Annotated in this window: 19 protein-coding genes; 9 read left to right on the top strand and 10 right to left on the bottom strand. The window is 69.0% G+C overall.

Features of this window, described 5'->3' with window-relative positions; all coding sequences use genetic code 11:
- Positions 1 to 63 precede the first annotated feature (63 nt).
- The gene (locus CVV72_RS28635; protein WP_219146718.1) at positions 64 to 738 is read left to right on the top strand and encodes a class I SAM-dependent methyltransferase; all 675 of its coding nucleotides are present in this window, start codon (positions 64 to 66) and stop codon (positions 736 to 738) included.
- Positions 739 to 806: 68 nt separating this feature from the next.
- Here CVV72_RS28635 and CVV72_RS28630 read toward each other — a convergent pair whose 3' ends face one another.
- The gene (locus CVV72_RS28630; protein ID WP_219146716.1) at positions 807 to 1565 is read right to left on the bottom strand and encodes an SDR family NAD(P)-dependent oxidoreductase; all 759 of its coding nucleotides are present in this window, start codon (positions 1563 to 1565) and stop codon (positions 807 to 809) included.
- 158 nt (positions 1566 to 1723) lie between these two features.
- Between CVV72_RS28630 and CVV72_RS28625 the strand changes: the two genes are divergently transcribed.
- Positions 1724 to 3034, top strand: coding sequence for a UDP-glucose/GDP-mannose dehydrogenase family protein (locus CVV72_RS28625; protein ID WP_091598234.1), 1311 nt, complete (start codon positions 1724 to 1726; stop codon positions 3032 to 3034).
- A gap of 66 nt (positions 3035 to 3100) precedes the next feature.
- On the opposite strand, the gene CVV72_RS28620 is transcribed toward CVV72_RS28625, so the two are convergent.
- Positions 3101 to 3679 (bottom strand): TetR/AcrR family transcriptional regulator, encoded by a 579-nt coding sequence (locus CVV72_RS28620; protein WP_219146714.1) that lies wholly within the window; start codon positions 3677 to 3679, stop codon positions 3101 to 3103.
- 115 nt (positions 3680 to 3794) lie between these two features.
- Here CVV72_RS28620 and CVV72_RS28615 point away from each other — a divergent pair, with 115 nt between their 5' ends.
- From CVV72_RS28615 to CVV72_RS28605, 3 genes are read left to right on the top strand one after another with little or no spacing between them, the layout of a single operon-like run.
- Positions 3795 to 4988: an FAD-dependent monooxygenase gene (locus tag CVV72_RS28615; RefSeq protein ID WP_219146713.1), complete on the top strand. Its 1194-nt coding sequence runs from the start codon at positions 3795 to 3797 to the stop codon at positions 4986 to 4988.
- A gap of 9 nt (positions 4989 to 4997) precedes the next feature.
- Positions 4998 to 5408, top strand: coding sequence for a hypothetical protein (locus CVV72_RS28610; protein ID WP_219146712.1), 411 nt, complete (start codon positions 4998 to 5000; stop codon positions 5406 to 5408).
- A 32-nt stretch (positions 5409 to 5440) separates the two neighbouring features.
- Positions 5441 to 7204, top strand: a complete 1764-nt coding sequence (locus CVV72_RS28605) for a gamma-glutamyltransferase family protein (protein WP_219146711.1) — start codon at positions 5441 to 5443, stop codon at positions 7202 to 7204.
- An 11-nt stretch (positions 7205 to 7215) separates the two neighbouring features.
- Here the strand turns inward: CVV72_RS28605 and CVV72_RS28600 are convergent, their stop codons facing one another.
- Genes CVV72_RS28600 through CVV72_RS28590 form a run of 3 tightly spaced genes read right to left on the bottom strand, consistent with a single transcriptional unit; the run spans position 7216 to position 10095 of the window.
- Positions 7216 to 8100 (bottom strand): VOC family protein, encoded by an 885-nt coding sequence (locus CVV72_RS28600; protein WP_219146710.1) that lies wholly within the window; start codon positions 8098 to 8100, stop codon positions 7216 to 7218.
- Positions 8093 to 8611, bottom strand: a complete 519-nt coding sequence (locus CVV72_RS28595; protein WP_034309873.1) for an RNA polymerase sigma factor — start codon at positions 8609 to 8611, stop codon at positions 8093 to 8095. The genes CVV72_RS28600 and CVV72_RS28595 overlap by 8 nt, the downstream gene beginning before the upstream one ends.
- A 53-nt stretch (positions 8612 to 8664) precedes the next feature.
- Positions 8665 to 10095: an MFS transporter gene (locus CVV72_RS28590; protein WP_219146708.1), complete on the bottom strand. Its 1431-nt coding sequence runs from the start codon at positions 10093 to 10095 to the stop codon at positions 8665 to 8667.
- Positions 10096 to 10203: 108 nt separating this feature from the next.
- Here CVV72_RS28590 and CVV72_RS28585 point away from each other — a divergent pair, with 108 nt between their 5' ends.
- Both CVV72_RS28585 and CVV72_RS28580 read left to right on the top strand, forming a co-directional pair.
- Positions 10204 to 11037, top strand: a complete 834-nt coding sequence (locus CVV72_RS28585) for a helix-turn-helix transcriptional regulator (RefSeq protein WP_219146707.1) — start codon at positions 10204 to 10206, stop codon at positions 11035 to 11037.
- A gap of 64 nt (positions 11038 to 11101) precedes the next feature.
- Positions 11102 to 11959, top strand: a complete 858-nt coding sequence (locus tag CVV72_RS28580; protein ID WP_255632297.1) for a hypothetical protein — start codon at positions 11102 to 11104, stop codon at positions 11957 to 11959.
- Here the strand turns inward: CVV72_RS28580 and CVV72_RS28575 are convergent.
- Positions 11933 to 12490: a PIN domain-containing protein gene (locus tag CVV72_RS28575; protein WP_255632296.1), complete on the bottom strand. Its 558-nt coding sequence runs from the start codon at positions 12488 to 12490 to the stop codon at positions 11933 to 11935. The genes CVV72_RS28580 and CVV72_RS28575 overlap by 27 nt on opposite strands.
- A gap of 2 nt (positions 12491 to 12492) precedes the next feature.
- Positions 12493 to 12978, bottom strand: coding sequence for a helix-turn-helix domain-containing protein (locus CVV72_RS28570; RefSeq protein WP_219146705.1), 486 nt, complete (start codon positions 12976 to 12978; stop codon positions 12493 to 12495).
- A 148-nt stretch (positions 12979 to 13126) separates the two neighbouring features.
- Here CVV72_RS28570 and CVV72_RS28565 point away from each other — a divergent pair, with 148 nt between their 5' ends.
- Both CVV72_RS28565 and CVV72_RS28560 read left to right on the top strand, forming a co-directional pair.
- On the top strand, positions 13127 to 14251 hold the full coding sequence (locus CVV72_RS28565; protein ID WP_219146704.1) for a sensor histidine kinase: 1125 nt from the start codon (positions 13127 to 13129) through the stop codon (positions 14249 to 14251).
- A complete protein-coding gene (locus CVV72_RS28560) occupies positions 14248 to 14916 on the top strand; it encodes a response regulator transcription factor (RefSeq protein WP_034309531.1) in 669 nt (222 codons plus the stop codon). Before CVV72_RS28565 ends, CVV72_RS28560 begins: the two co-directional genes overlap by 4 nt.
- A 2-nt stretch (positions 14917 to 14918) precedes the next feature.
- Here CVV72_RS28560 and CVV72_RS28555 read toward each other — a convergent pair whose 3' ends face one another.
- From CVV72_RS28555 to CVV72_RS28545, 3 genes are all read right to left on the bottom strand, one after another.
- Entirely contained in the window at positions 14919 to 15152 is a 234-nt protein-coding gene (locus CVV72_RS28555; protein ID WP_219146703.1) for a hypothetical protein, read from the bottom strand.
- A gap of 74 nt (positions 15153 to 15226) precedes the next feature.
- Entirely contained in the window at positions 15227 to 16459 is a 1233-nt protein-coding gene (locus CVV72_RS28550) for a DUF1707 domain-containing protein (RefSeq protein WP_219146702.1), read from the bottom strand.
- Between the two features lie 160 nt (positions 16460 to 16619).
- Complete coding sequence (locus tag CVV72_RS28545; RefSeq protein ID WP_255632295.1) at positions 16620 to 17918, bottom strand: hypothetical protein; 1299 nt, start codon at positions 17916 to 17918, stop codon at positions 16620 to 16622.
- Between the last annotated feature and the right edge of the window lie 30 nt (positions 17919 to 17948).

Genomic DNA, 17948 nt, shown 5'->3' with positions numbered 1-17948 from the left:
GAGCCCGGCCACGAGACGGCACTTCGAGGATAACCGGGCTCCGGGAATCAACCTGGAGTGACCATGACGAACATCAAGGACAGGAAGCGCTTCAAGCTCATCCCGGAGATGGGTGGTGCGCTGGCGCGGAACTACGCCCGGCAGCGCGGCACCGAACCGCAGATCGAACTCTGGCGGACGCAGGCCCGCGAACTCACCGCGAACCTGCCGGAAGGCGCGAAGATCCTCGAGGTCGCCTTCGGCCCCGGCTACTTCGCCGTCGAGCTGGCGCGGCTCGGATTTTCCGTCACCGGACTGGACGTCGCGCCGACGTTCGTCCAGATCGCGAGCGAGTACGCGCGAATCCAAGGCGTGGACATCGAATTCCGCGAGGGCGACGTCGCGGCGATGCCGTTCGGCGACGAGACGTTCGATTTCGTCGTCTGCCAGGCCGCGTTCAAGAACTTCGTGCGGCCGGTGAAGTCGCTCGACGAGATGTACCGCGTGCTGCGCCCCGGCGGTACGGCCGTGGTGCAGGACATGAACCGGGATGCGACCGACGGCGACATCATGCGTGAGGTCGCGGGCATGAAGCTCGGCAAGCTGGCCGCGCTGACGACCCGGCAGACGCTCGGCCAACTGCGGCGGCGCGCTTACACGCCTGTCGATTTCAGCGGGCTGGTCGCGGAAACCGCGTTCCGGACGTGCGAGGTCACCACGGACGGGATCGGCCTGGACGTCCGCCTCACCCGTCCCTGAACTGCTAGAACGGGGCGTTCCTTGCAAATTTCGCAAGGAACGCCCCGTTCAAAGCACGCGAGGCAGGCTCAGCGAGGGGCCATGCGCAGCGAGCCGTCCATCCGGACGACCTCGCCGTTCAGGTAGTCGTGGTCGATCAGCGACAGCGCGAGCTGCGCGTACTCGTCCGGCCGCGCGAGCCGCTTCGGGAACGGCACGCCCTCGGCCAGCGAAGCGCGGAACTCCTCGCTCACCGTCGCCAGCATGGGGGTGTCGACGATGCCCGGCGCGATGGTCAGCACGCGGATCCCGTGCGACGCCAGGTCGCGCGCGGCGGGCAGGGTCATCCCGACGATGCCGCCCTTGGACGAGGAGTACGCGACCTGCCCGATCTGGCCGTCGAAGGCGGCGATCGACGCGGTGTTGATGATGACGCCGCGCGCGTTGTCGGCCAGCGGCTCGGTCTTGGCGATGGCCTCGGCGGCCAGCGTCAGCACGTTGAAGGAGCCGATCAGGTTGATCTGGACGACCTTCGCGTACAGGGCGAGGTCGTGCGGGCCCTTCTTCGAGAGGATCCGCGCGGACGGCCCGATCCCGGCGCAGTTCACCACGGTCCGCAGCGGCACCCCGGACTCGGCCGCGGTCGCGACCGCCGTGCGCACCTGCTCCGGGTCGGTCACGTCGGCCTCGACGTAGGTGACGTTCTCGACCTGCTCGGCGTTCTCGATGGCACCGGCGAGGTCCAGCGCGAAGACCCGCGCGCCCTTCGCGGCGAGCGCCTTCGCGGTCGCGCCGCCGAGCCCGGACGCGCCACCCGTGACCAGCGCCGCGGTATCGGTGATCTGCATGTTCTCCCTTTCGTCGGCAACCGTTCATAGGTTAACGCTCGTTCGCATCGGGCCCAGGTGGGATGGCTCACTCCGGTGCGCAGCATGTCGTGAGGAGTATTCGGACCTGAAGCATTCCGTTCGCTCGGAGGTCAACTCCGGCTGTCACCTTCAGCAGCATGAGCGCTGCTCGGATCGTGGTGGTGGGGACCGGTTACGTCGGATTGACCACGGGAGCCTGCTTGGCCGGCCTGGGGCATCGAGTCACTTGCGTCGATGTCGACCAGGCGAAGGTCGCAAGGCTCTCCGCCGGACGGGTGGACATCCTGGAGCCGGGATTGTCCGAGCTGGTGTCGAGGGGGCTGACCAGCGGAAGACTCGAGTTCGTGGTCGGCGCGCGCGACGCCGTTCGCGACGCGGAGGCCGTTTTCCTTTGCGTCCCGACGCCGATGGGCGCGGGCGGCTCGGCGGACCTGCGGGCGGTCGAGGCCGTGACCACCGAGATCGGCGACGTCATCCCGCCGGGGTGCGCGCTGATCACCAAATCGACCGTTCCGGTGGGGACGTCGAAGCGTATCCAGGCGATGCTCGGCCGCTCGGACGTGCCGGTCGTGTCGAACCCCGAGTTCCTGCGTGAGGGCACCGCGGTGGAGGACTTCCTCGGCCCCGACCGGATCGTCGTCGGTTCGGACGACGTCGCGGCCGCCCGCTGGGTCGGCGATCTCTACGCCGACCTCGCCGCTCCCGTCGTCGTCGCCGACGCGGCCAGCGCGGAACTGGTGAAGTACGCGGCGAACTGCTTCCTCGCGATGAAACTGTCCTATGTGAACTCGATCGCCGAACTGTGCGAACGCCTCGGCGCGGACATCGACCTGGTCACCGAGGGCATGGGCTACGACCGGCGCATCGGCCGCTCGTTCCTCAAGCCCGGCCCCGGCTGGGGCGGTTCGTGCCTGCCGAAGGACACCAGCGCGCTGGTCCGCGTCGCCGAGTCGGTGCAGTACGACTTCACGCTGCTCACGTCGGCGATCGAGGAGAACATCGCGCAGCGGGACCGGATCGTCGCGAAGATCGCCGGCGCGGTCGGTGGCACGCTGGCCGGTTCGCGGATCGGTGTCCTCGGGCTGGCGTTCAAGGCCGGGACGAACGACCTGCGTGACTCGCCCGCCCTCGCGGTCGCTTCCGTGCTGGGCGCGCTCGGCGCGGAACTCACCGCCTACGACCCCGCCGTCGGCGGCCACATCGACGGAATGACGGTGGTCGACGACCCGTACCAGGTCGCGAAGGCGGCCGACGCCGTCGTCGTGCTGACGGAATGGGACGAGTTCAAGCGGCTCGACTGGACCTACATGGCCGAGCAGATGGACGGCGACTCGGTCGTCGACACGCGCAATCTCCTCGACCCGCAACGGATCCTGGACGCCGGCCTGTCGTGGCAGGGCGTCGGGCGGCCGCGTGCGGCGCTGCGGCGGAAGGTCGCCGTCTCCTGACCCACCTGCCTCCCGCGGGTGTCATGAACGGGCCGTTCCTGGCGAGATTCGCCAGGAACGGCCCGTTCATGACACGAGGGAGACGAGCTTCATCAGCCCCTCCACGACCTCCTCGGCCGTCGGGCCGTTCTCCGGGTCGAGCATGTGCTGCAGCATCACCCCCGAGTTCAGGGCCGTGGCCACCGCGCCGATCCGCCGCTCGTCCGCCTCGGTGAGGGTGTCTTCGTCGATCCCGAGGATGCCCGCCGCCATTCCCCGGCGGCCCTCGCGTTGGGCGGCGGCGAGCTGCTTCCGCAGCTCAGGGTGATGTTCGGACTGCACGAACGCCTCGATCGAGGCGATCCACAGCTGCCGGTTGCGCCCGTAGGAGTCGATCATCGCGCGCCAGGACGCCGCGTACTGCTCCGAGGGTGACGCGTCGGGGTCGACGGCGCTCATCATCTCGACCTGGATCTCCCGGCCCCAGTCGTCCATCGCCTGTGAGAACGCCGTCAGCAGGAGGGCTTCGCGCGAGCCGAAGTGGTAGCCGATCGCCGCGTGGCTGACCCCGGCCGCCGTCGCGATGTCCCGCACTGTCGTGCGTGACCAGCCTTTTTCCTTCAAGCACTGGATGGCGCCCGCCATCAGGTCCTCGCGGTTACCCATGCCCGAGATCCTAGACCACACGGTTTATCCACTTGGTTTAACCAAATGGATTGACCAAGCGTGCAAATCTGCCGTACGGTCGTCCCGTCACCACCACGAACCCCAGGGAGCAGCCATGACGACCACCGTTCTGATCTCCGGCGCCGGTATCGCGGGCCCGGCCCTCGCCTTCTGGCTGCGCAAGCGCGGATTCGCGCCGACCGTCGTCGAACGCGCCCCGGCTCTGCGTGAAGGCGGCAGCGCGGTCGACTTCCGCGGCGAGCAGATGGCCCTGCTGAAGCGCATGGGAATCCTCGACGACATCCGAGCGAAGGAGACCGCGATGGGCGCGCAGGTCATCGTCGACGTCCGGGGTAAGAAGGTCGCGCAGATGCCTTCGGTCTTCTTCAGCGGCGAAGTCGAGATCGAGCGCGGAGATCTGACTCGCATCCTCTACGACCACACGAAAGACGACGTCGAGTACGTCTTCGGTGACTGGATCACCGGGCTGGACGAGGTCGAGGACGGTGTCGATGTCGCCTTCGCCCACGGCGAGTCACGCAGATTCGACCTGGTCGTCGGCGCGGACGGGCTGCACTCGGGCGTGCGCCGGCTGGCGTTCGGCGACGAAGAGCGATTCCGCACCGACCTCGGCTTCCATGCCGCGGGCTTCACCGTGCCGAACCACCTCGGCCTCGACCACCTCGGCCAGATCTGCAGCGTCCCCGGCCGCACGGTCATGGTCGCCAGCGGTCGCGACAGTTCGGCCCTCAACGTCAGCCTGGTCTTCGCGTCGGAGTCGCTGGAGGTGCGTCGCCGCGATGGCGACGCGCAGAAGAAGATCCTTGTCGAGCGCTACGCCGACTTCGGCTGGGAAGCCCCGACGCTGCTTGAAGGCCTCGGCGACGCCGAGGCGTTGTACTTCGATTCGCTCAGCCAGATCCACCTCGACAAGTGGTCACAGGGCCGGGTCGTGCTGCTCGGTGACGCGGCCTGGTGCGCGGGCCCGGGCGGTTCGGGCACCGGGCTCGCGATGATGGGCGCGTACGTCCTGGCCGGGGAACTCGCCGCCGCGCAGGGCGACCACGAAGTCGCTTTCGCGCGCTACGAAGAGAAGCTGCGCGGTCCGGTGAAGGTCTCGCAGAAGCAGGCGGCCGGGATCGGCACGTTCCTCGCGCCGAAGACCCGGTTCATGGTCGGCTACCGGAACTTCCTGTACCGGGTGCTGGGCTCCCGGCCGATGACGAAGGTGTTCACCTGGATCACCTCGCGGGCGGCGAACGCGGCGACGCTCGAAAACTATGACGCTCCGGTGACCGCGCGAGGATAGTTTCGGTGGGTGCTGGAGGAGAAGGAGTTCCGGAAGGTCTGTTACGAGGCGGCCCGGCGAACACGTGGCCAGGTCGCCCGCTTCGTGCCGTGCGAAGCGGGACGGAACTTCGACACCGGCGAGATCGCTTATGACCATCGAACCGTCGCGGTGGTGTGGACACAGGAGTGGGACGAGGACGGAAGGTGGGAGATCTTCGGCATCGCGGACGCAGCCATCGGCTTCGGAACGATCACCTTCGTCGACGAGCCGGGATTGCTGGCTGTTCTGAGAGAGCTCCTTCCCGGGCATCGGTTGTACTCCCGGGCCGAACTTGAAGCGCCGATTGACGTCACGGCACCGCGTTGGAAGAACCACTATGCCGCCCAGCGCTGGCGCCCCCACTGCATTGGTCATGCCCTCTTCAGCTGCTGGGACTGAAAAAGTAGTTAGCAAAGCGTAGTATCGGCCTCGTGTTCACGACCAGGCCGGAACTGGCCGGCACCCATGGCATGGTGGCATCGACGCACTGGCTGGCCTCGGCCACCGGGATGGCGGTGCTCGAAAACGGCGGCAACGCCTTCGACGCGGCGGTGGCGGCCGGGTTCGTCCTGCAGGTCGCCGAGCCGCATCTGTGCGGCCCGGCGGGGCAGGTCCCCGGCATCTTCGTCACCGCCGCTGATCGCACCCCGCGCGTACTCGCGGGTCAGGGGGTCTCGCCCGCGGCCGCGACGCCGGAGTACTTCGCGGAGCTCGGGCTCGACCTGATTCCCGGCAGCGGGTTGCTCCCCGCGACCGTCCCCGGCGCGTGGGACGGCTGGCTGCTGCTCCTGCGGGATCACGGCACGAAGTCGTTGCGCGACGTGCTCGGTTACGCGATCTCGTACGCGCGCAACGGGATTCCGCTGGTCAGCCGGGTCGGTGACACGATCCGCGCGGTACAGGACCTCTTCACCGAACATTGGCCGACGTCGGCGGCGTTGTGGCTGCCTGACGGCAAGCCCGCCGAAGGGCTGCATCGCAACCCCGCTCTCGCGGACACGTGGGAGCGGCTGGTCGCCGAGGCCGAGTCGGTCAGCGGGCGGGAGGCGCAGATCGACGCCGGGCGCCGCGCGTGGTCGCAAGGTTTCGTCGCCGAGGCGATCGAAGCGTTCAGTCGCAAGGCTTTCCGTGACGATTCCGGGCGCGATCACGCCGGTCTCCTCACCGGCGAGGACATCGCGGGCTGGGAAGCGACGTACGAGGACGCGCTGCAGGTCGACTTCGGTGACTGGGGCCTGGTGAAGATGGGCGCCTGGACGCAAGGCCCGGCGCTGCTGCAGCAGGCGCGGTTGCTGGACGGCCTGCGCGATGAATTGTCCTATGTGGACGGGATCCCGACGGAACGCACGGTGCACTTGGCCGTCGAGGCGACAAAGCTGGCGTTCGCGGATCGTGAGGCTTGGTACGGGGATTCGTCCGACGTGCCGATCGAGTTGCTGATCTCGCGCGAGTACGCGGACTCCCGCCGCGCGTTGATCACCGAAGAAGCGTCCGCCGAACTCCGGCCAGGAGGCCCCTCGCCGCGGCTGCCCGCGATTCTCGAAAAGCTGCGCGGACTGGAATCCGGTTCCGGTGCGACCGGGGAGCCGACGGTCGGGCCGCTGGGCGAGACTCGCGGCGACACCGTGCACATCGACGTCGTCGACGCGGCCGGGAACATGATCTCGGTGACGCCGTCGGGTGGCTGGTTGCAGTCGAGCCCGACGATCCCGGAACTGGGATTCTGTCTCGACTCGCGGGGGCAGATGTTCTGGCTGGAACAGGGGTTGCCGAACTCGCTGGCGCCTCGGAAGCGGCCGCGGATCACGCTTTCGCCGTCGATGGGCCTGCGTGACGGCGAGCCGGTGCTCGCGTTCGGGACGCCCGGCGGCGACCAGCAGGACCAGTGGCAGCTGTGTTTCTGGCTGGCGCACACGGTCGGCGGGCTGAACCTGCAGGAGTCGATCGACTCGCCCGCGTGGCATACGACCGCGTTCCCGAGTTCGTTCTATCCGCGTTCGTGGACGCCGCGGGAAATCGTGGTCGAATCGCGGCTCGGTCAGTCCACAATGGACGCTCTCGCTGCCCGCGGGCACGCCGTCGTCGACGCGGGACCTTGGGCGCTCGGGCGGCTTTCGGCCGTGTCGCGGTCCGCCGGCGTGCTCCGCGCCGCGGCCAACGCGCGCGGCATGCAGGGCTACGCGGCCGGCCGCTGACGCTCACGAGGTCACGGGTGCGGCTGCTCCCAGAGCCAGAATTCGATGCCCTGGTCATCGACGCAGTCGGCGCTCAGGCCGTAGGGCTGCTGTTCGGTTTCGCCTGCCTGGCCGCCTTGGGCGCGGACACGGTCGAGGGCGGCGGCGAGGTCGTCGACGGCGTACATGAGTTTCCAGCCCACCTGCCGTCCCGGGCCGCCCCAGAGTCCACCTTGCAGGCCGGAACCTTCGACACCCCAGCCGCCTTCGACCCGCCCCGGCGAGAACTGCCAGCCCAGAACGGCGCCGTAGAACGCCTTCGCGCGTTCGTCGTCGGGGACCTGGAAGGTGAAGTAGCCCGCTTCGCCGTGCCGGATCGGCGTAGGTCCCGAGGCGGGCCGAGGCGTCGCCTGCGCGACAAGCCACCGCTGGCCGTACGGGTCCTTGATCTCCCCGCTCAGCCCGTGGCCCTCGTCCGCGACGGGACGCCGCAGTTCCGCGCCCCGCTCCACGGCCCGCGCGGCCGACGCGTGCGCGTCCGCGACCTCGACCCGGATCAACGGGCCACCGGTGGGCGCCACGACGATGCCCAGTTCGGGGAATTCCTCCGCGAACATCAGCACGCTGTCCCCGATGGCCAGCTCCGCGTGCCCGACGCGGCCGTCCTCCATCACGACCGGATCGGACCGTCGCCGCGCCCCGAACACCTCGACATAGAAATCGAGCGCGGCACGGGCGTCCGTCACCACGAGGTACGGCGTCAAAGAGCGAACTTCGGCTTCGGTAGTGAGTGTTTCCGTCATATCGGCTCCGTTCAGGACGGCGCGACGAAGGTTGTCGCGCAGTTCGGCGGCGAAGAGCGGGTCAGGCTCGACAGGCTGCGAGGGCGCGCGAAGCGCGTCGAACGGATCAGGCATCGCGACCCTCCTTCTCCTGGTAAGCACGCCGGAACGCGGCACGGGCCCGCACGAGCAACGCCTCCGTGGCGTGCACGGTGCGCTCGAGATGGCCGGCGACCTCCGGTACCGGGAGGCCGTCGACGTAGCGAAGCGTCAACGCGGCCTGGTGATGCGCTCCGAGCGACGCGAGCACCTCGCGTGCCAGAAGCGCGTCCAGTCGTTCGTCCCACGGATCGGTGTAGTCCTCCTCGTGGACGAGCCGCAGCCCGCGTTCCTCACGTGCTTTGCGCCGCCAGTGATCGGCGAGCTTGTGCCGGGCGACGCCGATCAGCCACCCGGTGCTCACTGGAGGTGCGAACTCCTTGCGACAGGCCCTCACCGCGCCGAGGAACGTCTCGGACGTCAGCTCCTCGGCGAGGGTGCGATCACCGCACCGGGACAGCAGGTACCCGTAAACCTCCGGCAGCGCCGTCTCGTAGAGCGAAAGCAGCGCGAAGGCCGGGTCCCGGTGCACCCGTGGTTCCGTCACATCCCCATCGTCGCTCGGGGAGCCGCGACTCCGACGGGTGAAATCGAACTTTCTCAGGTTCGCGGATCCGGCAACCGCCGGGCCACTGTGATCACCCCGACCGTCAGCACCGCCTGAATCCCGATGACCAGCACGAACGCGCCCTTCATCCCGAGCGGCCCGGCGTCGGTCGACGCGAACAACGTCCCCAGCGTCGCCACGCCCAACGCCATCGCGGCCTGCTGCGAAGTCGTCAACATCCCGCTGCCGACCCCGGCGATCTCCGGCGGCACCTTCGACAGGACGATCCGGAACACCGTCGTCATCGCCAGCCCCTGACCGAGACCGCACAGCAGCATCCCCGGCACGAAATCGAGCACCCCCAGATCCGGCCACTCCAGCAGCACGGTGCCGATCAGCGTCAGCAGCCCGAGCAACTGCACCGAGAGACCGGCGGCCACCACCCGCTGCCCGAACCGCGTCACCAGACGGCTGCTGACCAGGCACATCGCGAAGAACGCGAGCGAAAGCGGCGCCGTCGCCAGTCCGGAACCCAGCGGGCCGAGGTGCAGGCCGTCCTGCAGCGTCACCGCGAACACGAACATGAACGCGCTGAACCCGACGAAGAACGGCACCCCGACCAGCAGCCCCTGCCGCACGCTCGGCATCCGCAGCACCGAAGGCGGCAGCAACGGGACCCCGCCTTGGCGTTCCAGCCGGCGTTCGACGTGGACGAATCCGGCCGCGGCGAACGGGAAGACGACGAGCAGCGCGATCGTCCACAGTGGCCAGCCCAGCACCGGCCCTTCCGCCAGCGGGAGCAGCAGCGACACCAGCGCGATCGCGAGGAAGACCGTGCCGGGACGGTCGACGCCGAGCGGGTTCCGCGAGCGGCTCTCCGGGATCAGCCGTCGCGCGATCAGCAGACCGGCGATGCCGACGGGCACGTTGACCAGGAAGATCGGCCGCCAGCCGGTGCCCAAGAGATCCGCGGCCACCAGTGCCCCACCGAGGAACTGGCCGAGCACCATCGAAAGCCCGGCTGTCGCGCCGTAGAGACCGAGCGCCTTGGACCGGCGCTCGCCGGTCGTGGTCGCCTGGATGATCGACAGCACCTGCGGCAGCATCAGCGCGGCGGCCGCCCCCTGCGCGGCCCTCGCCAGCACCAAGGTCAACGCCGTCGGCGCGATCCCGCAGAGCAGGGAGGTGAAGGTGAAGGAGGCCAGCCCGATCAGGAACAGCTTGCGGCGGCCGAAGGCGTCACCGAGCCGTCCGCCGACGACGAGCAGGACGGCGTAGGCGATCCCATAGGCCGCCACCACCAGTTCCAAGGTGGCGGACGAGGTGCGGAGATCCGACCCGATCGCGGGCAGGGCGATGTTGACGATGAAGAAATCGACGAGCGGAAGTGCCGCCCCCAGCAGCACGGTGACCAGGCCCGCCGAGGTCAGGGCCGGTCCGGCGGCGACGCGAGCGGGCGTCACCGGAACTTGCGTGGAAGTCATGAGTACCACGATCAACCGATCTCGACCCTGGTACCAGGAGCGTGGTTATCCTGGTACCGCCACTACCTGGTAACCGGCTCCGAGCTTTGCGAACCTGATGAGGTGACCATGACCGTCGATTCGCGAGTGGCCGAGGTGCGACGGCACGAGCTGGCCGCCTTCCTGCGCAGTCGCCGCGAGCGCATCACCCCGGACCAGGTCGGCCTGCCGGTCGGCGGCAGGCGCCGCACGCCGGGACTGCGCCGCGAGGAGGTCGCGCAGCTGGCCGGGGTCGGGGTCACCTGGTACACGTGGCTCGAACAAGGCCGCGACATCAACGCGTCCGAGCAGGTGCTGGACGCGATCTCCCGCACCCTGCGGCTCGACCCGCACGAGCACACGCATCTGTTCACCCTCGCCGGCGCGCCCGAGCCGCCACTGGACAAGGACTGCAAGCTCCTCAGCCAGAACGTCCATCGGATGATGGACAAACTGGAGCCGTTCCCGGTCTGCGTGCGCAACGCGCGATGCGACATCCTCGCCTACAACCGGGCCTACGACTGGCTGATGGGCGGCCTCGACGCGATCCCGTTCGAGGACCGCAACACCCTGATCCAGTGCCTGACCAATCCCGAGTGGCGCCGCCGGCTCCCGGACTGGGAAGTCAACCTCCCCCGCGTGGTCGCCGGATTCCGCGCGGCGATGGCCGAGCACATCGCCGAACCGGCGTGGAAGAACCTGGTCAAACGGCTGCGGCAGGAGTCCGAGCTCTTCGAGCGGATGTGGAAGGAGCACGACGTCTCCGGCGAGCGGATCGTCCTCAAGCGGTACCTGCACCCGGACGTCGGCCTGCTGCGATTCGAATTCTCGTACCTGTACCTCGGGAGGCGTTCCGAGATCTCCCTGGCGACGCTGACCCCGGCGGACGAGGAAACCGCGGCGAAACTGCCCGGCTCCTTCTGAAGGGGGAGGTGGACCAGGCTCGCGGGGGAGCCTTTCCGCGGCGCGGACGCCGACGCTGGGGAGCATGACCGCAGCGATGGCCCCACCCAAGATCTCCAGCGTCCGCCTGATCGTCTGCTACGCCGCGATCCTGGGCACTCTCCCGTACCTGACCCTCAAGGCGTCCTGGGTCACCGGCGGCGGCCTCGGCCTGCGCGATCCGTCCTTTGTGGACTCCGACGTGATGATGTTCGCGAACCTGGTCACCGGCGGGATGGACGTCGTCGCGGTGCTCCTCGCGCTGGCGTTCACCTACTCCTGGGGCCGCCGGATCCCCGCGCCGCTGGTCCTGTTCCCGATCTGGATCGGCACCGGGCTGCTCGCGCCGATCGTGCTGAACCTCCCGGTGATCGTCGCCGATCTGTCCAGGGCGCAGCTGACCGAAATGCCGCTGGAGAACTGGGTCTGGGCCGTCGTCTACGGCGGCTTCGCCTGGCAGGGCATCCTGCTGCTGACCGCGTTCGTGCTCTACGCCCGCGATCGCTGGTGGTTCGTCGTCACCGGCACCGTGAAGCCGGGCACGATCGGGGTGGCGGGCCTGCTCGGCATCGCCGCCGCGCTCGTCACGGCGATCGGCCACACGATCTGGGCGTTCGGGCCCGGCGGGATCGCGGCCCGCGGTCAGGACGTCGTGATCGCGGTGCTCGGTGTGCTCGCCGCGCTCGCGCTGGCGAACGTGGCACGCGGACGGTTCTGGCCGCGGCTGGTGCTGGTGTGGACCGGCGCCGGGGCGATGGCGGGCACGGGGGCGTGGGGTTTGTTCACCGCGTTCACCATGGGATCCACCGGCCATGTGGCGGTGCTGGCCGTCCAGGTGATCGGCGGAGTGCTGATGATGATCTCGGTCCTGCGACGGCTACCGGCGGTCGAGCAGGCGACGTGATTCCTTGCTGAAGCCGGGAACCGTGTTCTCGAATCTTTCGAGGAATTCGCTCAATGTTTCCGGTGGCCGTTCGAGGGCGCTGACCTGTTCACGTAAGCAGCGAAGAGTGGCCGCCGGATACAGATCGAGCTGATCGAGCAGAAAGTCGTCGGGGTGAATCGCCTCGATCCGGTAGGGCTCGAGGGCTGAGGGCGGGAAGTCCTTGAGATTCGCTGTCACGATCACCGCGGCGTTCGCGTGTACCGCGGCGGCCAGCACATGTCTGTCCTTCGGATGATTGGTCATGGCAGGAATCAGCGGCCTGTAGCCGGTGACCTCGGAGTCCGGGAAGGCCGAGCGCATGCCGGTCAATCGTCGCTTCACCCGCGCCGGCTCAAGACCGAAATGCCCGACGAGATTCCGCTCGACCTCATCGAGCACTTCGCCCGACCACAGAACGCGGTAAGTGCCGGTCTCGGCCAGGCGCAGCAAGAGATCCGTCAATCGGATGGGAATGAGCACGCAAGCATCGAGGAAGGCGGGAAAGGGCACGGCTAGCGAGTCTGGATGAACCCGTCGACGATGTCATCGCTGCCATCCCGGCTCGCCGAAGCTGTCAGCTCATCGAGTAATCCTTGCCGTTCCGCACGAGAGCGTGCCCGGTATTCGAGCAGGTCACTGAGGAGGACCCGCCGGTGACGTGCCGGTTTCTCGAACGGGATCTCGCCGGATTCCAGCAGTTTGACCAGGGTCGGCCGGGAGACGTTGAGCAGGTCGGCCGCCTGCTGGGTGGTCAGGACGGCGTTCAACGGCGCGATGTTGATGGCGAAGCCCTCGGACATGGCCTTGACGACGTCCCTGAGAACGTCGTAGACCTGCTCGGGCAGGGTCACTTCGCTACCGTCCGGGCCCACCAGTTTCGCCTGCTGGGCCCGGGATGCCGCGACCATGAACTCGTCGAGCCGCCGGAGTTCCCGACGGGCGTCCGGCTCGGTGGCGGAAGGCGGCAGCACGGTGTGCTGTTCGATCGTCGATGTCATGTCGCCTCCCTCGGCCGGTCAGGACCCCTCCAGGGTAATCGAAAAAAACGAAAGACGCATCCCGGGCGACGGCTACCGCAGGCGGCGTAACCGGGAAGCCGCTTTTCAACGGACGCGACGCGCCCCCGCCGCGGGTAGCTTTCGTCCTGTGCTGCTGAAAGAACGGTTTCCGTGGAGCCTCTGGGTGGGCAGGGTGCTGCGCGTGGTGCTGCCGCTGGGGTTCGTCCTCGGTGCCACGAGCGGTGCCTCGCGCTGGCAGCCGGACTCACCGCAGCTGACCACGTCCGGGGCGCTGTGGCTGGTCGCCATCGCGGTACCGCTGCTGATCGTCCACCGCTTCCCGATGACGATCTTCCTGCTCACCTCGGCGCTGACGCTCGGCTACTACACGTCCGGCAACCCGGGCGGACCGGCGATCGTGCTGCCGACCATCGCGCTGTTCCTGCTCACCAAGATCCGCGGGCCGATCGTCGCCGGCGGCGCCGGTGGAGCGCTCCTGGCGGCGGCGGGGGTCGCGTTGTTCGCCCGGCACGGGCTGGCGGGTTTCGATCTGCGGGCCGGGCTGGGGCTGGTCTGGGTGATCGCGGTCGTCGGGATCGGCACGGCGGTGCGCAACGGGATGGCGGCCGCGCGGGCCCGCCGCGAGCAGGCCGACGAGCACCGGCACCGGATGGCCGAACAGGAGCGGCTCGCCATCGCCCGCGAGGTGCACGACGTCGTCGCGCACAGTCTCGCGATGATCAACGTCCAGGCCGGGGTCGCCGCGCACGTCGCCGACCGGCGTCCTGAGCAGGCGAAAGAGGCGCTGCTGAACATCAAGGAGGCGAGCGCTTCGGCGCTGAAGGACCTTCGCGCCACGTTGGCCGTGCTGCGTTCCGGTGAGGACAAGGCACCCGCGCCGAGCCTCGCCCAGGCCGACGAGCTGTTCGAGCACGCCCGCGCCGCCGGGTTGGAGGTCCGCGTCGACGGCGAGCCGGGGGAGCTGCCCGCGCCCGTCGACGGCGCCGCGTACCGGATCCTGCAGGAATCGTTGACGAACGTCGTCCGCCACGCGCACCAGGCTCGGGGTGTCGACGTCAGTTTCGAGCGGAGAACCGGTGCGCTGACGCTGCTCGTCCGCGACGATGGCCGTGGCGCCGTCGATCCCGCGCCCGGTCACGGCCTGCGGGGGATGTCCGAACGGGCGGCCGCGCTGGGCGGTGCGCTCACGACGTCCGTGGTGGACGGCGGCTTCCAGGTCCGGGTGGACCTGCCCATCAAGGGGGAAGAATGACGATCCGGGTGGTTCTCGCCGACGACCAGGTGCTGGTTCGCGCCGGTTTCCGGGTCTTGCTGGAGACCGAGGACGGGTTCGAGGTCTTGGCCGAGGCGGGTGACGGCGAGCAGGCCGTCGCGGCCGCCGTCGAACACCGGCCGGACATCGTCGTGATGGACGTCCGGATGCCCGGCGTCGACGGGCTCGAAGCGACGCGGCGGATCACCGCGAATCCCGAGCTGGCCGGGGTGAAAGTCCTGGTCCTGACCACGTTCGACGTCGACGAGTACGTCTACGAGGCGTTGCGTGCCGGCGCGAGCGGCTTCCTGCTGAAGGACACCGATCCGGTGGAACTGCTGCGGGCGCTGAAGGTGGTCGCCGCGGGCGAGGCCCTGCTGGCGCCGACCGTGACCAGGCGGCTGATCGCGGAGTTCGTCGACCGGCCGGAGAACCGCCGGATCGACGTGAGCGCCGTCCGCGAGATCACCGACCGCGAACGCGAGGTCCTCGGCCTGGTCGCCGGCGGGATGTCGAACGACGAGATCGCCGCGCATCTGGTGATCTCGACGGCGACCGCGCGTACCCACGTCAGCCGCATCATGACCAAGATCGGGGCACGGGACCGGGCGCAGCTGGTGGTGCTCGCCTATGAATCAGGCCTGGTCAGCCCCCGCCGCTCCTGAGGTCAGCCGCGCTTCAGCTGAAGCGCCAGCCGCACGACGAACACGACGGCCAGCACGGCGACCAGGGCTATTTCCCAGGCCATGGTGGCTCCTCCTCGTCCGGCATCCGAACGCTCCGATGCTCTGCCCTTAAGGCGCATCAGAGGGGGAGGACGTTCACCGACACGGCCCGTCTCACTCGGATGGATTAACCACCCGAGCCCCTCCCGCAGCCAGATGTCGCCGCCGGAGTCCATCAGCCTTGATCATCCGGCGCGGCCGCGGAGTGTGCGGCACCGAGCGAAGTTCCCGGTGCCGCACATCGATGTCGTCAGTTGTTGCGTTCGGTCGGCGGTGCCTTCTGGACCTGCGCGTTGAGCAGAGTCCGGAACGCCTGCTCGGCCTGCGCCTCGGGGCCGAAGGCCTCGACGATGATCACCCGGTTGTAAAGGACGTACACGGCGCGATAGACGGTCGAGTCGGGTGAGTTCCCGAGGAAGACCGGTACCCCGCGCATCGCGAGGTCGCGATCGGCGGTGAGACCGCCCTCCAGCTGTGCGTTCCCATACTCCTGGGCGACCTTCGAGGCGCCCTGCGCGTCAGGGAAGTCGAGGGCGATCAGGCTGAGCGTGACCTCGCCGTCGGTGTTGGTCTTGAGCAGGCATTCGGTCATCTTGGCGCGCTCGATCTGCGCGATCATCGGCTCCGGCAGGAACTTGGCCGTCTTCAGCTTCGCGATGTCGAACGTGCCGCCACCGGCGCGAGGCGTGCCGGTCAGGTCGGTCAGCGCCGCGGCGTTGGCCGATGGCTCGGGCTTGGCCGCCGGCGGTTCGGGGAGCGGCGTCGTGCTCGGCGGAGGCGGAGGCTGCTGCTGACTCGAGGTCTGCTGCGCGGTGGGGTTGTCACCGACGGTGTTCGAGAGAAGCGCCCACACGCCGACGCCGACACCGGCCAGCACCACGACGGCGATCGCGGCGATGACGATCTTGCGCTTGCTGCCGGACGACGGCTTGATCTGGAACGACTCCGGTCCCTGGCTGACCCAGCTCGTGTCGTTGCCGGACGGCGCCAGCGGCGGGAACTCCGAACCGCCCCAAGGCGGGCTCTGGTCCTCCGGAGTGTTCCAGCCACCCTGCTGCTGCGGCGGCGGCGCGGGCTGGGCGAACCCGCCGCTCGGCGAGTGCTCACCGGGACGCTGCGGGTACGGCTGCTGGAACCCGCCCGCGGGCGAGCCGGGGTGCTGCTGCGGGTGCTGTTGCTGGGGCGGCTGTTGCTGGGGCTGCCACGGCGGGACGACCTGGGTGCGTTCGGCGGCGCCGGTGTCGGACGACGACACCACCTGGGTCGCGTCGGCCGAGGGCTGCGGGGGCTGTCCCGGCGGCGCGACCGGCTGGATGATCTGCGTCTCGGCGGGGTTCGCTCCCGGCACCTGAGGGGCCTGGGGGTGCTCAAAGGACACGGCCTGCGAGAGCACCTGGTCACGCCGAGTGCGGTAATCGTCGGCCGTGAGCTTCCCGGCCGCGAGTTCCTCGTCGAGCCTGCGCAGCTCTTCCTGCCAGGTCACCCCGTACCCCCTTATGGATCAGTCGTCCCCGAGCGACGAAGGATCTTGTCGTCGCGGCCTCCATGACCGCACCGGGCACATTGTGCACGGGAGGCGGCCGAGCGTCGCGACCTACCACCTAGTCGTAATATTCGGGCGTCCGATCCCGCCCGTCGTCGGCTTACCTCGGTATTTGCGCGAGGACCCTGGCGAGCCGGTCGATGGCCTCATCGCGCAGGAGCCCCGACGACCCGCCGACCACATTGCGCTCCACGAACTCGAACACGACGACGTCCCGGTCTTCGAACAGATTCTTCAGCGTCCCGTCGTCACCCCCGGCCACCGTGTCGGTGTGGACGATCGTCAGGTCCCTGCAGGTGGCGGCGAGGAACGGGCTGGCGAACTGGCTGAACGAGTCGGCGACCACCGCCATATTGGGCGTGATGGTGCCGCGGGGGGTGTCGGGCTGGGTCAGCCGCAGCGGGGTCTTGAAGTCGCTGGCGAGGTACCGCGTCCGATCGGCGCCGCCGTCCGGAGCCAGCGCGTAGGCCCGCAGAGTGCGGTCCACCGGCCGCCCCAGCAGCCGCTCGAGGTCGGCAGGCCACGACCGGATACCGCTCTCCTTCGCCTCCCAGGTCGCGGTGACCCCGGGCGTGATCGCCTGCGCGAGCGCGTAGGTCATGGTGAGCCCGGCTTCGAACGTCCAGTGGGTGTCGTTCGGGACGTACACCGACCGGCCGAGGCGCCGCTCGGTGTCGGCGAGCGCGCCACGCAGATCGATCGCCCTGGTCGCGGCGGGCACCTTGCCCCAGAACTCGGCCGTCCGCGGGGGCGCGCAGTCATGACCGGCGTACTGGTCCGGCAGCTGCGCCGGCTTCATGGTGGACTTGTCGGGCGCGAAGACGAGTTCGAACCGGCGTCCCGACGCCTCGACCGCTTGACGTAACCGGTTCAACAACGTGACCACCCGGTCGAGGTCCATCACCGGCTCGCACCGGGTGTGCATGTCCTCCCCGAAGTACAACCAGCCGTCCTTGCCGACGATGACCTGGGGGTAGGCCTGCGGTCCCTTCGGCACGCGCCCCGTGCTCGGGGTCCCCGCCGTGCTGTCCTGCGCACCGGCCGCGGCGCCGGGCGGGTCGCCGAAGACGCCGGTACTGATGCCGTCCGCCGCGTTCACCCCGGCCTGGCGCAACGGGAGGTGGTCGGTCGCCCAGCCGGACAGCCCGGTGAAGAAGCTCCAACCGTCCCCGAAACCGGGGAATTCACGCAGCGGGCGGTTTTCGAACGGCTCGGTCCGGACGCCGACGACGAGCAAGAACACAGGGACGAAGAAGAAGGCGAGCGCGCAGGTCAGCGCCGTCCGCTGCCGGCTGCTGTGCCGTGGCCGGTAAAGGCTGTGCTCGTTCGGCAACCACGATTCCGGTGTCTTGAGCAGCTCTGTCGGCCCGGACGACGTCGGTGGGGGAGTGACGAACACACCCGCGATCGTAGCGGGGCGTGCCCGCCT

Origin of the sequence: Amycolatopsis sp. TNS106 (assembly GCF_019330265.1) — a bacterium.
Classification (GTDB): domain Bacteria; phylum Actinomycetota; class Actinomycetes; order Mycobacteriales; family Pseudonocardiaceae; genus Amycolatopsis; species Amycolatopsis lurida.
The sequence above is the reverse complement of the archived record's forward strand: the minus strand, read 5'-3'. Positions and strand labels throughout refer to the sequence as shown.

Excerpts from the sequence above, each read along its gene's own strand:
- CVV72_RS28635 (WP_219146718.1), top strand. The coding sequence starts at position 64 with ATGACGAACATCAAGGACAGGAAGCGCTTCAAGCTCATCCCGGAGATG.
- CVV72_RS28630 (WP_219146716.1), bottom strand. The coding sequence starts at position 1,565 with ATGCAGATCACCGATACCGCGGCGCTGGTCACGGGTGGCGCGTCCGGG.
- CVV72_RS28625 (WP_091598234.1), top strand. The coding sequence starts at position 1,724 with ATGAGCGCTGCTCGGATCGTGGTGGTGGGGACCGGTTACGTCGGATTG.
- CVV72_RS28620 (WP_219146714.1), bottom strand. The coding sequence starts at position 3,679 with ATGGGTAACCGCGAGGACCTGATGGCGGGCGCCATCCAGTGCTTGAAG.
- CVV72_RS28615 (WP_219146713.1), top strand. The coding sequence starts at position 3,795 with ATGACGACCACCGTTCTGATCTCCGGCGCCGGTATCGCGGGCCCGGCC.
- CVV72_RS28600 (WP_219146710.1), bottom strand. The coding sequence starts at position 8,100 with ATGCCTGATCCGTTCGACGCGCTTCGCGCGCCCTCGCAGCCTGTCGAG.
- CVV72_RS28590 (WP_219146708.1), bottom strand. The coding sequence starts at position 10,095 with ATGACTTCCACGCAAGTTCCGGTGACGCCCGCTCGCGTCGCCGCCGGA.
- CVV72_RS28585 (WP_219146707.1), top strand. The coding sequence starts at position 10,204 with ATGACCGTCGATTCGCGAGTGGCCGAGGTGCGACGGCACGAGCTGGCC.
- CVV72_RS28580 (WP_255632297.1), top strand. The coding sequence starts at position 11,102 with ATGACCGCAGCGATGGCCCCACCCAAGATCTCCAGCGTCCGCCTGATC.
- CVV72_RS28570 (WP_219146705.1), bottom strand. The coding sequence starts at position 12,978 with ATGACATCGACGATCGAACAGCACACCGTGCTGCCGCCTTCCGCCACC.
- CVV72_RS28560 (WP_034309531.1), top strand. The coding sequence starts at position 14,248 with ATGACGATCCGGGTGGTTCTCGCCGACGACCAGGTGCTGGTTCGCGCC.
- CVV72_RS28555 (WP_219146703.1), bottom strand. The coding sequence starts at position 15,152 with ATGGACTCCGGCGGCGACATCTGGCTGCGGGAGGGGCTCGGGTGGTTA.